Source organism: Novipirellula rosea (assembly GCF_039541335.1).
Lineage (GTDB): Bacteria > Planctomycetota > Planctomycetia > Pirellulales > Pirellulaceae > Novipirellula > Novipirellula rosea.
Genome location: NZ_BAABGA010000035.1, coordinates 238582 through 253782, shown reverse-complemented (window position 1 = coordinate 253782; position 15201 = coordinate 238582). Strand labels below are relative to the sequence as shown.

Sequence of the window (15201 nt, the reverse complement as noted above, 5' to 3'; positions counted from 1 at the left end):
TTTTATCCTTACTTCATCACCACTTCGTCGAGGTTCAATAGCACTGCGGCGACGGTGGTCATCGCGTCGGCATTGTCACTGATTTGGTCAGTACCGTTTCCATCGAACGCTTGTTTATCCGAAACGTTTCGTTGCAAATCGAACAGCGTCATCAAATCATCTAAATCCGCAGCGGTAGGTTTTCGGCAAGTCACAATCACAAATCCGTATCGAATCTGTTCACGTGGTTCTTTTCGCGCGGCTTGCATTCGCGCCGCGAGCGCCGCGGCACTTTCAGCAAACGTTTCATCGTTTAACATCATTAACGCTTGCAGTGGCGTGTTGGATCGCAACCGCCGCGGGGCGCAGAATTCTCGCGATGGTGAATCGAACGCGGCGAACATCGGATACGGAATACTGCGTTTCATGTAGGTGTAAATCGAGCGGCGATAGCGATTTTCGTCGCCTCGTTTCGACGGCGACCATTTGTCGCCGGATTGAAAAGGTTTCCAGACGCCATCAGGAATCGGCGGATGGACCGGAGGTCCAAACGACTTGTCGCTCAGCAATCCTGACAACGCCAACGCTTGATCACGAACGATCTCGGATGACAACCGGTGCCGCGGGCCTCGGGACAGCCATTGATTCTGAGGATCTAACCGAAGTCCGTCGCTCGTGACTTTGGCGGATTGCCCATAGGTTCGCGAAAGCACGATTTCGCGGATCATCGTCTTCATGCTCCATTGTTGTTCACCTTGAAATCGCAACGCCAAAAAATCCAACAATTTCGGATGTGACGGTGCTTCGCCTGACGAACCAAAGTCCTCTTCGCTGAGCACCAATCCGGTTCCGAACAGTTGAGCCCAGACACGATTGACAGCAACCCGTGCTGTCAGCGGATTGTCTTGGCTGACCAACCATTTCGCGAGCGTTAATCGGTTGGGCTGCAGCGAGTTGTCGCCTAAATCATCGCGGTGAAGGGGGTGAAGCGATTCGGGAGTATCGGGCGTAACAGGTTTTCCCTTGGTCAGAAACAAACCACGCTCGAATAAATGACTCGGCCGCGCCAGATGGTCGGGACGTTCTTGCATGACCGGTACCGAAACGGACTTGATTTCCGATCGTTTCTTCTCGAGCTCGGCCAATTTTTTTCGGGCTTTGGACAATGATTCATCGTGCACAATGTGGGCGAAATCGTCGCTGTCGCTGACTGCCAAATGCCCTCGCCGCGTTACCAACGAGAATGCGCCAAGGACAAACACGCGATGCTTCAGCGTGACTCGAATCCGAGCATTCGCGGGAATCTCGATCGGGGAATCGAGTACGAATGCCGCTTCGCGTGAATGGTGGATACGCGAATAGGCTGCGAAACCACGGTTGGATTTCGGATCAAGACTCGCGTTCGGGTCATAAAACGGATTTGGATCATCGCTGATCACTCGGGCAAACGAAATCTCAGTGGGAGCGTCTTGACCGTCGACAACGAGCGCCGCCTTCAGCTCGGATAGCACAAATCCCCATTCGGAATCATCGAGCCCGGTTTTGGGATCCAGCGGCTTGGCGGTCACCCGAATCGCCGTCAATTGTTTCATCTCCGCTGGAAGCGGTGATTCGAGTGTGATGTCGGTGTTGCGGCTGACCGTATCGACGGTATGAAATTCTTCATAGTCGTCGACCTGTTGGACCTCGATTCGCGTCGCGTTGCTGGTGGACGCCTTCAAATCGCGTAGCGGCGTCCAAACGTCGTCCGCCCTCAACTGGGCAAACTCGCTCTGAAATAACTGATCACGAAGTTTGCGAATTTGTCGATCGAGTTGGTCTGCTTTGCTATTGTCGCGAGGATCAATTGGGGCCTGGACCACAGGCCAATCCTCGTCCAAGTCGCTATCGGTCGTATTATTGAAAAACGCCGCGAACTCATAAAACTCTTCGTGTCGAAATGGATCATAGGGATGGCTGTGGCACTGGACACACCCGAACGTTACGCCGAGCCACGCCTGCCACGTCGTGCTGACGCGGTCGAGGACCGCCGCAACACGGAACTCTTCATCGTCGGTGCCCCCTTCTTCGTTGTTCTGCGTTAGGCGGTGCGCCGCCGTCGCGATCAAATCTTCGATCGTTGGATCGGGAAGCAGGTCGCCCGCGATTTGTTTGACGGTGAATTCATCGTAGGGCAAATCGCGATTCAGCGATTCGATCACCCAGTCGCGATACTTCCAAACCGATCGACGCCCATCCAAACCGAGTCCTTTGGAATCGGCATAGCGTATTTGGTCCAACCATACGCTGGCCCAGCGCTCGCCAAACGCGGTCGACGCAAGCAGTTGGTCTACGTAATCGCGACGAGCCGCGTCGTTGTTCTGATCAAACGCTTTCAAAAACGCGTCACGCTGCTCAAGCGTGGGTGGCAAGCCGGTCAGATCCAACGTCACCCGTCGCAGCCATCGCTCGGGCGCGGCATCCGGCGACGGCGTCAACCCTTTTTCATCCAACTTGGCGAGCACAAAACGATCAAGCGGCTGGCGTTCCCATGTCGGATCCGAAACCTCCGGAAGTGGTTGTGGCTGCGGCGCGGCGTAAGACCAATAGCTTGCTTTCCAGACGGCGCCTTGCTGAATCCACTTGGTCAAGATCGCAACGTCGTCAGCGGACAAAGGCGGTCCGTGGTCCGGCGGAGGCATGCGAAAATCGGGATCGCTGGTGATAACACGCTCGATCAGGACCGAGTTCTCTGGATCGCCTGGTTCGACAATCCATCCATCCGGCGGCAGCACTTGTTCCCGATAGACAAACGACACGTCGCCCGCTTGTTTGACTCCGCCATGACATGCCGTGCAGTGCGAATTGAAGATCGGTCGAACGTGGTCGTTGAAATCGATCGTCTCTGGTAGCACGAATCGATCGGAGGCGTTTACGCTCGCGTGCCCGGCAACCGCGAGCAATGTAAGCACAATACAAGCCATCACGCGGAGCTTGCTCGCCCCCATGGCAGGAAATCGGCTAAGCGTCGACATATCGATGCGTTGTCCCTTTAAATTCATACCGGATTGAAAGTAGCCCGCGGCTAACGCCGTCGACTCACAATCGCTGATTAGTCGAAAAAACGGGATAGCCAACGAGATTTATCGCTGGCTATCCGTTTAAACTCTGCTTGATCTCGGACTAAAATTCGTCCTTGATCACTTCTTTCGCGGCACGCGTCCCCAGTGACCCCCAAAGCCCATACGGACTTTCCGAACCAGCGAGGTTCGGGTTGCTGGTGTGTCCGGTAAACGAAGCGACAACGGCATTGTCCGTCAAATCGCCCGATTCGATGCTGTCGGTAATGAACTTCACCGCCCCATCACCCATCAACACATGCGCACCACCTTGGTGACGGCTACCCGCACTGGAGATAAAGTACCAATTGCCGTCGGAAGTGTTGGTCGAGCAGTTAGCGTTATTCGGTGGCAGAATCGTCTGAAACGCGGTGTAGGTCAATCGACCATCGCCCCAGCGTCCGCCACGCGAGTTCAGAGGATTCGTTTCAACGCTGGCAGAGCTGGTGTAGAACGTTGGTCGAGCCGGATCGATGTGCGCCCCTTGTTTACAACGCTCTGGCTCGCCAGCGCCGTCCCAAGTACCGTCGCCTTTGAAGGAGATATTGCGAACCCAATCGGCACGCGTTTCGCGACTGCCTGCGGAGGTACAGATTTCGCCTGCGGCGATGGTGTTTGACAATCCATCGAGCACATCACGGAAACCCACCTTGTGACGGCTCCAGAAGAAGCCACGGTTGGCCGCACGAGCTCGCAGCGTCATATCGCCATCATTGTTCAGCGAGTAATCCGAGGGTTGGTTATACGCGCCGCGTTCGTTTTTGCCGCCAAAGTAGCACGAATCGATCGAGTCCCCCAAACATGCCGCATAGTTACTGCGTCCCGTGGCCACGCCGGGCAAACGCGACGGGTCACTTGGACAACGAAATCCAGCGATATCGGTCGCCCAGGCGGGGTAGGCGGCTTGCCAAGGCACGGGGCCCATTGCAGGCCAAGTTCCGTTGGTCACGGTCCCTGGCATACTGGACCCCGGACTCACTTCTTGACTTGGGTTGGTGATACTTTCCCACATCGCTTGCTGTTCGATGAACGGCAACACGGTCACCAACCAACTTAGAAATCGCCGGTTGCTGTTGTTGGAAACATCCCCAACGTAGGCACGATCCGTTCCGGTGTGATTATTAGGAAGCTGGTTATAAGCACTGTGATAATTATGAATCGCCAAACCAAGTTGCTTGAAATTGTTGCTGCAACTCATCCGTCGTGCCGCTTCGCGTGCCGCCTGGACCGCCGGCAACAGCAGCCCGACCAACACGCCGATGATGGCGATCACGACCAGCAGCTCCACTAACGTGAAGCCGCGTTTTTCAGCATTTCTCATCTACAAAACTCCCAAAGAAACAAACAAAAGTAAATTCATCCGCGTTCCAGCTTCGACGGCTGGTCCGACGGCTAAACGCCACCGGCGGGTTGATTCATCTCTGCTTCGTAGGCTTCCATGCTTTCCTGGTTGACCGTCGATTGGTCAATCACTTCATTTTGGGCTTCGCGACAGCCCACGATTGAGAAGCTGGCGATGAACGCACAGCAGGCGAGAACGAGCGATGGAGTACGATGACGCATGAAACAAACTCAGGGATAGAAGGATCGGAACGAATCGAAAAAAGAGACCGCGTGAAATACAACGGATTTGAAATTCCCGTTAACGCGATAGTGGGGAATAGCCGGTCGCGATAAAATCTTTCGGGGGGACCGAGATTTTTTTGCTTTTTCGAAGTGGCCCCTGGAAATCGCGAAAGATTTACCCGTTTTGGGCTATTTAATAAGTGACATGCACAACGACGTTCCTGGAAAAATCGAACTCACGACCGAGTGGGTGCTGCAGCTAACCGAGGCTCAACCTCGGCTGTTTGGATTTTTGCTGAAGCGATTGGGCAACAGCGACCAGGCCCACGAGGTACTACAGGAAGTCAATCTGGTGCTTTGCCGCGACGCCGCCAAATTCGAAGAGGGAACCGACTTCATGGCATGGGCATTCACGATCGCTCGTTTCCAGGTGATGGCGTTCCGCAAACGCCAATCCCGCGATCGGTTGATTTTCCCCACCGATTTAGCAGCGTCCCTCGATGCCTTAGATTCCGAGATGTTTGCAGATGACATTTGCCAACGACGCGAGGCGGCACTGCAAGATTGTCTTGTCAAACTGATGCCGGAACAGCGAAAATTAGTCATTCAGCGGTACGCCGAATCGATTTCCGTGAAAGCGATTGCCGGAGACATGGACAAGACCGCGAACGCCGTCAGTATGATGCTGCACCGAGTGCGAGAAAAACTAATCGCTTGCGTCGAGTCAAAACTATCGATGGAGCCACCGAAATGAACATGCACCCTGATGACAAGGACGACATGCGACGACTGAGCGTACTGTTGCCTCGTTTGATTGACGACCAATTAAGTGACGCCGAGGGCAAGGAACTTGTTGCGATCCTTCAATCGTCCCCCGAGGCTCAGGCTCACTACCTCAATTACTTGCAAATCCACTCCGAGCTTTCCTGTGCGTGGGGAGTGGTGGACAGCGTCAATCCAGCTCACCTCAGTGAAGATTTCACAACGGCAGATGAGAAGTCTGCGGCGTCGACGATGCCAAGCATCCCGAACACTTGGACGGGGACAAACGTCAACTTGCAAGGGTTGGTGGCGTTTCTGGTCCTTGTCATCGGTGGACTCTCGTTGGTATTGGTGTTGTCACTGAGCGGCTATCTCGGTGGCTCAGTGGAACAAGGGACAACACCAGTCGTCGAGGGGGCCCCGGTGGTCGAGGGGGACGATGGCCCGTCGCAACCGATCGTGGCATCGATCGACACACCGAACGCGACGTCCGAAAACGCATTCACCAAGGGCTTTGATGTCGCGATGGCCGAACCGGTTGCCGCCGTTGTCGTACGCAGCGAAGGGGATTCGGCGTCCAAGCTTTCGATCGGACAAAGGCTAACGTCTGGGACATTGAAGCTGGATCAAGGCTTCGTGCAAATGGAATTCATGAGCGGTGCCGTGGTGGCGATCGAGGGGCCTGCGGAGCTGCAAATTCACTCAAAAAACGCCGCAACGTTGCTATCGGGCAGCGTCAGTGCGAATGTACCTCCGCGTGCTCGCGGCTTCGTACTCAATGCGCCTAAGGCAGCGATCGTTGATTTAGGCACCGAGTTTGGCGTCAGCGTGACTCCGGCGGGAACTTCGGAAGTTGAGGTGCTCAGCGGTGAGGTGGAACTCTCACTGCTTGGCGACGATGGCAACACATTGATCAGCAAACGTGTGAAAGAGGCAACGCGAATCAGTGTCGACCGAGAGCAAGACTTGCTGCAAACGATCACAGCCAAGCCGAAGGAACTGCCTAAGATTATCGCCTACGAAGACGAGGCATTGCCAAGGACCGATGAATATGCGGAACTGATTCGCCGAGATTCGCCGCTTCTTTATTGGCGTTTTGAAGACGTGGACGAATCCGCAGTCGCTAATCAACTAATCCGCAACGAAATGGGTCCGAATCACGCGGCGATACTCCGTCACGGGCAGAACGGAGGAAAGAACATCCAGCTTACCAATGGGTATCTTCGTTTGCAGCGCAGCGATTCAGCACGTTACTTGGTTAGCGAACAGCCGATTTCGGGGCTGAACCAAGGTCCCTACTCGATCGAACTTTGGATGAAGCCCGACGACCTACAGCATGCGACCGTGCTGGGGGTATTTCCGGAATCGAGAAATGACAGCCGGATCTTTTTAAACGTGTTGGAAATTGTGACTGATACATTCATGATCCACGAGCCTGGCGCGTTACGATTCCTTCATCGGACTCCTCCGACCGCATCATACGAAACGGGGACCAACGCGTTTACACCGGGATTATGTGTGCCCGGTCAATGGCATCACGTCGTTGCCGTCAAGAACACGGATGCGATGGAGATCTATCTCAACGGACATCTAACGCGCCGCGTCCCCTTGGCGGACGACAACGTGGATGGATCCGGAGATTTCCACCTGATCTTTGGTCAATTGGCGGCCGCGCCCGATTGGCGGCAATTCTCAGGTGCGATCGACGAAATCGCAGTTTACTCGCGGGCCCTTACTCCAGCGGAAATTGAGCATCACTTTACCGTGGTCTCCCCCTAACGCTGCGATTCTTGGCGTGTTAAGAGAAAGGGAAAATGTTTCGGGTCGTGGACAAGTCGACGTATTAATGTTGTTTTTTTCATTTGCGAACGACAGGATCTCTCATTCACATCACATGCCTCTGACTTTCTAGCGGTCCCCCCACACGCGTCGAACGCCACAATTTCAAAAATCTTTTGCCAGTCCTTCGGCTGTTTTGCCTCGCCTGATTTCAAGACCGCTATAGTGAAACCGACTCGGTTAGTGTCGATCTGTATAGACTCTCATGCTTGCAGATCGGTGCGTAGTATGTATAAAACGATCGCTCCCCCCCAAAAAAACTCAGCGACGACTGCACTAAACGAATGGTTTTCGTAACGGTGCTGTGCAAGCCGCCCGGCAAATTCCGAACGTTTCATTCGCGGCAACCGGACGGCTCGTGCCGCTACTAACAGTAGTCGAGGTTGGACTCGCGTCTTCCGCGTTAATAATTGAACGATAAGGTAACTGCCCCCATGCGATTTATTGTGAGTGTCCTGACGTTGCGATTTGTTGTCTCTGCTATGATTTTCGCGACCACGATGGCAACAACACGCGGTGTCCAGCCGAATGCGAAGACCGAAACGCGACGCATCGCGGGCTACAAGGGAATCTGGTTTACACTGGGCCAATTTTACGGCAAAGGCAGCGGGGACGAAGCCTACGCGAAGGTATCGCGTGAACCGGTCTTTCCCTACGGTGACAAATACTCAGGCGGGCTGGGAACCTACACAGCCAAGCACACTCCGCTGGCGATCTATTGTCCTGAGGTGGAAAAGACGTTCTTTGTCTATGGAGGCACGACGGGCCCCGAGGAACGTCACCTGTTGTGCATGATTTCCTATTATGATCACAAGACAAACCAAGTGCCTCGGCCTGTGGTGGTCCATGATAAACAAGGCGTGGATGATCCGCACGACAACCCCAGTCTCGCCGTCGACTCTGAGGGGCACATATGGGTTTTCGTAAGCGGTCGTGGTCGCAATCGGCCTGGATTTAAATACCGCAGCGTCCAGCCATTCAGCATCGATGGCTTCGATCGGATTAGCGAAGAGGAAATGACTTATCCCCAACCGCATGTCGTCGGCGAAAAAGGTTTTCTGCATCTGTTTACCAAGTACACGGGCGTCCGTGAACTGTACTGGGAACGCAGCGAGGACGGAGTCACTTGGACTGCGGATCAAAAATTAGCAGGCATACGCGAGTCCGGTCATTCCCATGGTGGGCACTATCAAAGCAGCGCCGTGCGAGGTGAATCGGTGGGCACGTTTTTCAACCGGCATCCCAACGGCAACGTGGATCAACGTACTGATTTGTACTATGTGCAAACCAGTGACAGGGGGTCGACCTGGACCACCGTCGACGGCAAGGTGCTCGAAACACCGCTGGTCGATGTTGAAAGCCCCGCCCGTGTAATCGACTATGCTGCCCAGGGACTCAATGTCTACTTGAAAGACATGAAGTTTGATCACGCAGGACATCCGGTTCTGCTCTACGTGACTAGCCGTGGTGCCCAACCGGGACCACCAAATGATCCAAGACATTTTCGCATCACGCGGTGGGACGGTTCAAATTGGCAGACATCCACGATTTGCCGCACGGACCACAATTACGACATGGGCAGTTTGGATCTAGGTGATCAAGAAGACGCGGCTTGGACGGTGCGCGTTCCTTCGGTGCCGGGACCGCAGCCAGGACACGGAGGCGGCGAGGTGGTGCTTTGGGAGAGTCGCAATCAGGGCGATTCATGGGAGATGAAACGCCAACTGACCCACAATAGTCCGCAGAACCACAACTATATCCGCGAACCATTGGCAGCAAAGGATCCGTTCTTTGTGTTTTGGGCTGATGGTGACCCGACACAGCTGAGCACCAGCCAGCTCTATTTCGCAGACCGCTCGGGTGAGCACGTGTGGCGGCTGCCCTACGGTATGACCGAAGATTTTGCAGAGCCGGAACGGGTTGTTAAGCCGCGTGCTTCGGGCGCGGCCAACGTCCAAAAACCGTGACCTTGATTGGTTTTCGCGACATGCACTCGATCTGCGAAGCCAAAGAAAAGCAGTGTCGCCACACCAACGCCACGATTTGATTCAACCAAACCCGGCAACATCCCCCATCCGCGCGTAAACTTCGCGCTGTTGGGAAGAATGTTTTAGCAAATCGTCCGAAAAGTGAACACGTTCCGGTTCCATCAACACCATCGTCATCGAACCGCCGAATGTGAAGTAGCCTTTGTCATCTCCCTTTTGCACCGCCCCAGGAGTGAATGTTTGATGGATTCCTCCGACACAGGCCGCGCCCACTTCGATCATCAACACGGTGCCGTGAGACTCGGTTTGAATCTCGGTGATCACCCGTTTGTTCTCCCACAAAATGGCCAAACGTTTCCGCAGTGCGATCGGATTGACCGACGACAGCGATCCGGGGATTAAACGTGATTCGCTGGCCACCCCGGAGACTGGAAAGTGATAGCGGTGATAATCGACCGGACAGAGCCGAGAGATCAGCATGCTGCCGGTGGCGTAGCGATCCGCTAACTCGCGGCTACCCAACAAACGAGCCAAGTCCATCTTTTGCCCCTTGACCCAAAATCCATCGGTCTTCGAGACATCGGCGATTGCCAAGTGACGCCCGTCGGCTGGAAAGACGACCGAGTCGGGATCACTATCGATCGGCCGTGCGGCTGGATTCAACTTGCGATAAAAGAACTCGTTAAACGTGCGAAAGGAATCGGGCGGGTCCTGAAATTCGTTTGGATCGAGTTTATAGGTCTCAATGAACGGCAATACCTTCGTTCGACTGGCGGCCCGATCCATCCGCCAACCGTACCACTTAGAGAACCAAACGCGTTTGGCAGCGATTGCTAAGGCGATTTGGCCTGGCGTGGTTTCGTAGGTCCAGCGCAGAAAGGGTTCGCCGTAGATCTCTTCTTGCTCGATCTTTCCCGTGTAACGGTTAAAAAAAGAGATCGCGTCTCGATTGGGGGGGGCATCCATTTTTTTAACAATGTCTTCCATAAAAGTATTCAGCTGCACGCCCCAACCATTCCATGTAAACTTGGGTGTCTTTTGGGCGTCGGCATGATAGCGTATGGATTATGCCGCGTCATGCGTCCCACCGAGTCCCCTTCGCTTGAAGTTGCCTGTTTTTTTCTAAGCCGAAGCGTTAGTGAGAGCCTATTGATTTTGGTCCGGTTCCTCGCGGAAGCTTTGGGTTGAGATTTCCTCGCGAGAGCGACAACAACGCAACTTCACCTCTCCCGCCTTCTTTGCCCCCGTAGGTGAACTTCATCTCGATGCAAAATCAATCTATCAACACGTTGAAATGGTCTCTCGCTGCGATAGCGGCAACCGGATTGCGAACTCTGATGTTCTCTGCAGCATTGTTGCTGTTGTGTTCCCGCAGCGTCTCGGCAGCGACGCCACTTGAATACAACCGCGATATCCGCCCCATCTTGGCGGAATACTGCTTCGCGTGTCACGGATTGGACGGATCGAGCCGCGAAGCCGATTTGCGTCTGGACATCCGTGAACTGGCGATTGAAGCCGGAGCGATCCAACCGAACGATCCCGAGGCGAGCGAAATGATCGCTCGCGTGTTCAGTGACGACGCCGACATGATCATGCCTCCGCCAACGTCCAAGAAGTCGTTGTCGAGCGAACAGCGTGAGACGCTTCGACGCTGGGTCGCCGAAGGCGCCGAGTACCAAGACCATTGGGCGTTGATTCCGCCAACAAAAGTTTCTCCGCCGCAAATCAATGCAGATAGGCCCGATGCGAATTGGTGCAAAAACGAAATCGACCAATTTGTGCTAGCGCGACTGCACGACAGTGGACTGCGTCCTGCGACCGAGGAATCCCCTCGACGTTTTTTCCGGCGACTCAGTTTGGACATCACTGGTTTGCCACCATCGGTTGATGATGTTGAGTCATTTGTTACCGACTACGCGGCCTCGGGTGACGAAGCCGTCTCGCAGTGGATTGATCGGTTAATGTCATCGACGGCGTGGGGCGAACATCGAGCCCGTTATTGGTTGGACGCTGCGAGGTACGCGGACACTCACGGGATGCACTTTGACAATTATCGCGAAATGTGGCCCTACCGTGACTGGGTCATCCGTTCGTTCAATCAGAATCAACCGTTTGACGATTTCACGCTTGAACAACTTGCTGGCGATCTTTTGCCCGATCCGACGCTTGATCAATTGATTGCCACCGGTTTTCAACGCTGTGCGATGACGACCAACGAAGGGGGCACGATTGACGAAGAAAATTTGGCGATGTATGCGGCCGACCGAGTGCAAACATTTGGTTGGGTCTACCTTGGACTGACTACCAATTGCTGCCAATGTCATGACCACAAATTTGATCCGATCACGATCAAGGACTATTACTCACTGGCTGCTTTTTTTCGTAACACGACGCAGCCGCCCAAGGATGGAAATTCGAAAGACGGCAGAAGCAAAGTTGTCTTCGTTCCAGCACCACAAGACCTTGCTCGCTGGAACGAACTTGGACCGGAAATCAAGAACGCCGAACAGGCTCGCGACCAGCATGTTGCGAATTCGGATTCGGCTTTCAAAGCTTGGCTGGACACCGCATCGGCCGAAACGATGCGGCAGAACGCTCCGGCGGTTGGTCGGCTGATTCATTTGCCACTAAATGACAAACAGGGGCGAGGTGTTTCAGCCAGCGAAGATGCCCAATGGACCGCCGATGGCAAACTCGGTGACACCTTTAAAATCACTGCTACCAGCACGTTGGACTTGGGTGGACTTGGCGATTTCGAAAAGGATGAGTCGTTTTCGATTGCCGCTTGGGTTCGATTGTCAAAGAGTAAACAGTTTGCGTCGATCATTGCTCGCATGGATAGCGGCAATGCCAGCCGCGGATGGGACGTGTATGTTTCGGGCGGTTCGGTAGCGATGCACCTGGTCCAAGATTGGCCCGATAACGGATTGAAAGTCGTCACCGACAAGCGTGTTCTCAATAACAACCAATGGCATCACGTCTGTGTTTCTTGGGATGGTAGCGGAAAACCAAGTGGCGTCAGAATTGTTGTCGATGGCGCGGAACAGGGAACGCGGGTCGAAAAGAATACACTCCGTAAAGACGCCACCATTCGCACGGCGACGCCGCTGCGTGTGGGGCAACGCAGCAGTGGATCGTTGTTAGAAGGCGGCTCCATCCAAGACTTGCAGATTTTCACTCGAGTTTTATCAGCAAATGAGATCACTCGCGTTCAGCAGAGTAGCGTGCTGGCAAAAGCTCTCGACGTTCCCGCCCAACAGCGAAGCGAGGCCGACCAGAACGCATTGCGGCAATATTTCCTAGAAAATCATGATCCTGAGTTTCAGCAACGCGTTGCGATTCTCGCCAAGCTAGAACGTGAACAGGATTCGATTCGCCAACGCGGCGCCATCACGCATGTCCAGGAAGAACGGCCCGATACACCGGCGATGGCCAACATTCTGATGCGTGGCGAGTATGACAATGTGGGGGAAAGTGTCGCCGCCGCTCCCCCGGCCGTGCTGCATGCAATGCCCGCGGATGCCCCGGCGAACCGACTTGGGCTGGCACAATGGGTGGTCGATCCCGCGAATCCGTTGACATCACGGGTCACCGTGAACCGATTTTGGCAACAGGTTTTTGGTCAGGGAATCGTGGTCACCCCTGAAGATTTTGGCGTCATGGGGGCTCCGCCGACACATCCCGAATTGATTGATTGGTTGGCGGTCGACTTTGTTACAAATGGCTGGGATGTCAAACGATTCTTTAAGCAGATTTTGCTGAGCGCGACGTATCGCCAAGCGGCGATCACGACGGCAGAGAAACGAGAAAAGGATCGTGACAACTTGTTGCTTTCACGTGGCCCGCGATTCCGTATGGATGCGGAAATGATTCGTGATGTGGCGCTGGCGACCAGCGGTCTCCTATCGCAAAAAATGTACGGTCCCGGAACGCGTCCGTATCAACCTGACCATCTTTGGGACATTGTCGGGCTTCCCCAAGGCGATACGCGAATTTATACCCGCGATCGTGGTGAACAGCTTTATCGCCGTTCTCTCTATTCGTTCTGGAAGCGAATGGCGCCGCCGCCCGGGCTCGAAGCGTTTAACGCGCCAAATCGCGAAGTCTGTACAGTACGCCGCGAGCGAACCAATACACCGCTACAGGCGTTGGTAACTCTGAATGACCCTCAGTTTGTGGAAGCTGCAAAAAAACTGGCCGAAGTCGCCTTAAAAACGAACGCAGCCGATGATCGAGCTCGATTGGACTTTATCGCGGAACGTGTCCTCGCTCGCAAGCTGAGCGAACCCGAAGTCACGATTTTGTCAACCATCCTGGCTGACTTGCGAAACCATTACCAGGCAAACGCACAAGACGCATCCGACTTGCTTGCCGTCGGGGATTCGACCGTGGACGCCACGCTCGACGCTACTGATTTAGCCGCTTGGACGATGACGTGTAATCAAATCATGAACCTTGACGAGGCTTTGACAAAATAATGACCCCGTATCAACGTACGCAACTGCTGCAAACGCGTCGTCACTTTTTGGCCAAAGGCAGTCATTTGCTGGGCACCGCCGCGCTCGCTTCGCTGGCATCGCCGCTGATCACGTCCCAAAACGCCTTTGCCGCAAATAGTGGTGAAGTTCCGCTTCATTTTGCTCCACGAGCAAAACGCGTGATCTATTTGCACATGGTCGGTGGCCCCTCACAGATGGATTTGTTTGATTACAAACCCGCCATGCAAGCGATGTTCGACAAAGATTTGCCGGAATCGATTCGGCAAGGCCAACGGTTGACGACGATGACCAGCGGTCAGTCGCGATTTCCGATCGCTCCGTCGAAATACGCGTTCAAGCAGTACGGTGAATGCGGTATGTGGATGAACGCGGAACTATTGCCCTACCTGTCGAAAAAGGCCGACGAAATTTGTTGGATGCGGAGCCTGCATACCGAAGCGATCAACCACGAACCTGCGATCGCGGCCATGCAAACCGGCAACCAAATCACCGGACGACCTTGCCTCGGATCGTGGGCATCGTATGGACTCGGTTCGATGAACGAGAATCTGCCATCCTTTGTGGTGCTGGTGGCGACGCCGAAAAACCGCGAACAGGAACAAGCTATCTCCTCGCGTCTGTGGAGTTCAGGCTATTTGCCCGGCGAACATGCGGGAGTATCCTTTCGTAGCAGCGGAGATCCGATTCTGTATATCAATAACCCGCCCGGCGTTCCGGACGGAGTGAGACGCCGAACCATTGATGGCTTAAATACGCTGAATCAACTGAACTACGACGCGATTGGAGATCCCGAGACGCACACGCGAATTCAACAGTATGAAATGGCGTTTCGCATGCAGGCCAGTGTGCCGGAGTTGACCGACATCCGTACGGAAACACAGGCGACGTTTGATCTGTATGGCGAAGATGCAAAGAAACCAGGTTCGTTCGCAAATTCGGTGCTGATGGCGCGGCGACTCGCCGAACGCGGAGTTCGCTTTGTGCAAATTTACCACAACAATTGGGATCACCATTCCAACGTCGCCGGCCGAATGCCCGACCAGTGCAAAGATGTGGACCAACCGTGTGCGGCGCTACTGGATGATCTCCGGCAACGAGGCATGCTGGATGATACGCTGGTAATTTGGGGTGGCGAATTCGGACGCACAATCTACACCCAAGGAAAACTCAGCAAGGAAAACTACGGCCGTGACCACCATCCACGATGCTTCACGATGTGGATGGCCGGGGGCGGATCACGTCCCGGGCAGATTTATGGCGAAACCGACGACTTCTCTTACAACATCGTTCGTGATCCGCTGCATATCCGAGACTTCCACGCCACCGTGTTGAATCTGTTGGGGTATGACCACGAGCGGCTGAGCTACAAGCACCAGGGGCTTGATCAGAAATTGACCGGCGTCGAACCGGCTCATGTCGTGAACGACTTGATGGCGTAAGCGATACGACGGCGTGTTACATCGCTATCAA

The 15201-nt window shown here is 54.4% G+C and carries 9 protein-coding genes; 5 read left to right on the top strand and 4 right to left on the bottom strand.

The genetic code is table 11. The features are described 5' to 3' along the window. Positions 1-8: 8 nt before the first annotated feature. The 3 genes from ABD971_RS13785 to ABD971_RS13775 all read right to left on the bottom strand — a co-directional run bounded on the left by ABD971_RS13785 (position 9) and on the right by ABD971_RS13775 (position 4640). Positions 9-2942, bottom strand: coding sequence for a PSD1 and planctomycete cytochrome C domain-containing protein (locus ABD971_RS13785; protein WP_425571310.1), 2934 nt, complete (start codon positions 2940-2942; stop codon positions 9-11). A 199-nt stretch (positions 2943-3141) separates the two neighbouring features. Further along, positions 3142-4398: a DUF1559 family PulG-like putative transporter gene (locus ABD971_RS13780; protein WP_345322907.1), complete on the bottom strand. Its 1257-nt coding sequence runs from the start codon at positions 4396-4398 to the stop codon at positions 3142-3144. 71 nt (positions 4399-4469) lie between these two features. Then, complete coding sequence (locus ABD971_RS13775; RefSeq protein WP_345322905.1) at positions 4470-4640, bottom strand: hypothetical protein; 171 nt, start codon at positions 4638-4640, stop codon at positions 4470-4472. Between the two features lie 208 nt (positions 4641-4848). On the opposite strand from ABD971_RS13775, the gene ABD971_RS13770 reads away from it, so the two are divergent. The 3 genes from ABD971_RS13770 (at position 4849) to ABD971_RS13760 (ending at position 9211) form a co-directional block, all read left to right on the top strand. Then, the gene (locus tag ABD971_RS13770) at positions 4849-5397 is read left to right on the top strand and encodes a sigma-70 family RNA polymerase sigma factor (protein ID WP_345322903.1); all 549 of its coding nucleotides are present in this window, start codon (positions 4849-4851) and stop codon (positions 5395-5397) included. Then, positions 5394-7184, top strand: a complete 1791-nt coding sequence (locus ABD971_RS13765; protein ID WP_345322901.1) for a LamG-like jellyroll fold domain-containing protein — start codon at positions 5394-5396, stop codon at positions 7182-7184. The genes ABD971_RS13770 and ABD971_RS13765 overlap by 4 nt, the downstream gene beginning before the upstream one ends. A gap of 494 nt (positions 7185-7678) precedes the next feature. Further along, positions 7679-9211, top strand: a complete 1533-nt coding sequence (locus ABD971_RS13760) for a BNR-4 repeat-containing protein (protein ID WP_345322899.1) — start codon at positions 7679-7681, stop codon at positions 9209-9211. A gap of 81 nt (positions 9212-9292) precedes the next feature. Here ABD971_RS13760 and asd read toward each other — a convergent pair whose 3' ends face one another. Next, positions 9293-10198 carry an archaetidylserine decarboxylase gene (gene asd, locus ABD971_RS13755; protein WP_345323383.1) on the bottom strand — a complete coding sequence of 302 codons (906 nt, stop codon included), beginning with the start codon at positions 10196-10198 and terminating at the stop codon, positions 9293-9295. Positions 10199-10497: 299 nt separating this feature from the next. Between asd and ABD971_RS13750 the strand changes: the two genes are divergently transcribed. Further along, positions 10498-13710 carry a DUF1553 domain-containing protein gene (locus ABD971_RS13750; RefSeq protein WP_345322897.1) on the top strand — a complete coding sequence of 1071 codons (3213 nt, stop codon included), beginning with the start codon at positions 10498-10500 and terminating at the stop codon, positions 13708-13710. Beyond that, entirely contained in the window at positions 13710-15170 is a 1461-nt protein-coding gene (locus ABD971_RS13745; RefSeq protein ID WP_345322895.1) for a DUF1501 domain-containing protein, read from the top strand. The genes ABD971_RS13750 and ABD971_RS13745 overlap by 1 nt, the downstream gene beginning before the upstream one ends. The last annotated feature ends 31 nt before the right edge of the window (positions 15171-15201 follow it).

Bases quoted from the DNA above. Each gene is read 5' to 3' on its own strand.
- ABD971_RS13785 (WP_425571310.1), bottom strand. From the start codon at position 2,942: ATGGCTTGTATTGTGCTTACATTGCTCGCGGTTGCCGGGCACGCGAGC.
- ABD971_RS13780 (WP_345322907.1), bottom strand. From the start codon at position 4,398: ATGAGAAATGCTGAAAAACGCGGCTTCACGTTAGTGGAGCTGCTGGTC.
- ABD971_RS13775 (WP_345322905.1), bottom strand. From the start codon at position 4,640: ATGCGTCATCGTACTCCATCGCTCGTTCTCGCCTGCTGTGCGTTCATC.
- ABD971_RS13770 (WP_345322903.1), top strand. From the start codon at position 4,849: ATGCACAACGACGTTCCTGGAAAAATCGAACTCACGACCGAGTGGGTG.
- ABD971_RS13765 (WP_345322901.1), top strand. From the start codon at position 5,394: ATGAACATGCACCCTGATGACAAGGACGACATGCGACGACTGAGCGTA.
- ABD971_RS13760 (WP_345322899.1), top strand. From the start codon at position 7,679: ATGCGATTTATTGTGAGTGTCCTGACGTTGCGATTTGTTGTCTCTGCT.
- asd (WP_345323383.1), bottom strand. From the start codon at position 10,198: ATGGATGCCCCCCCCAATCGAGACGCGATCTCTTTTTTTAACCGTTAC.
- ABD971_RS13750 (WP_345322897.1), top strand. From the start codon at position 10,498: ATGCAAAATCAATCTATCAACACGTTGAAATGGTCTCTCGCTGCGATA.
- ABD971_RS13745 (WP_345322895.1), top strand. From the start codon at position 13,710: ATGACCCCGTATCAACGTACGCAACTGCTGCAAACGCGTCGTCACTTT.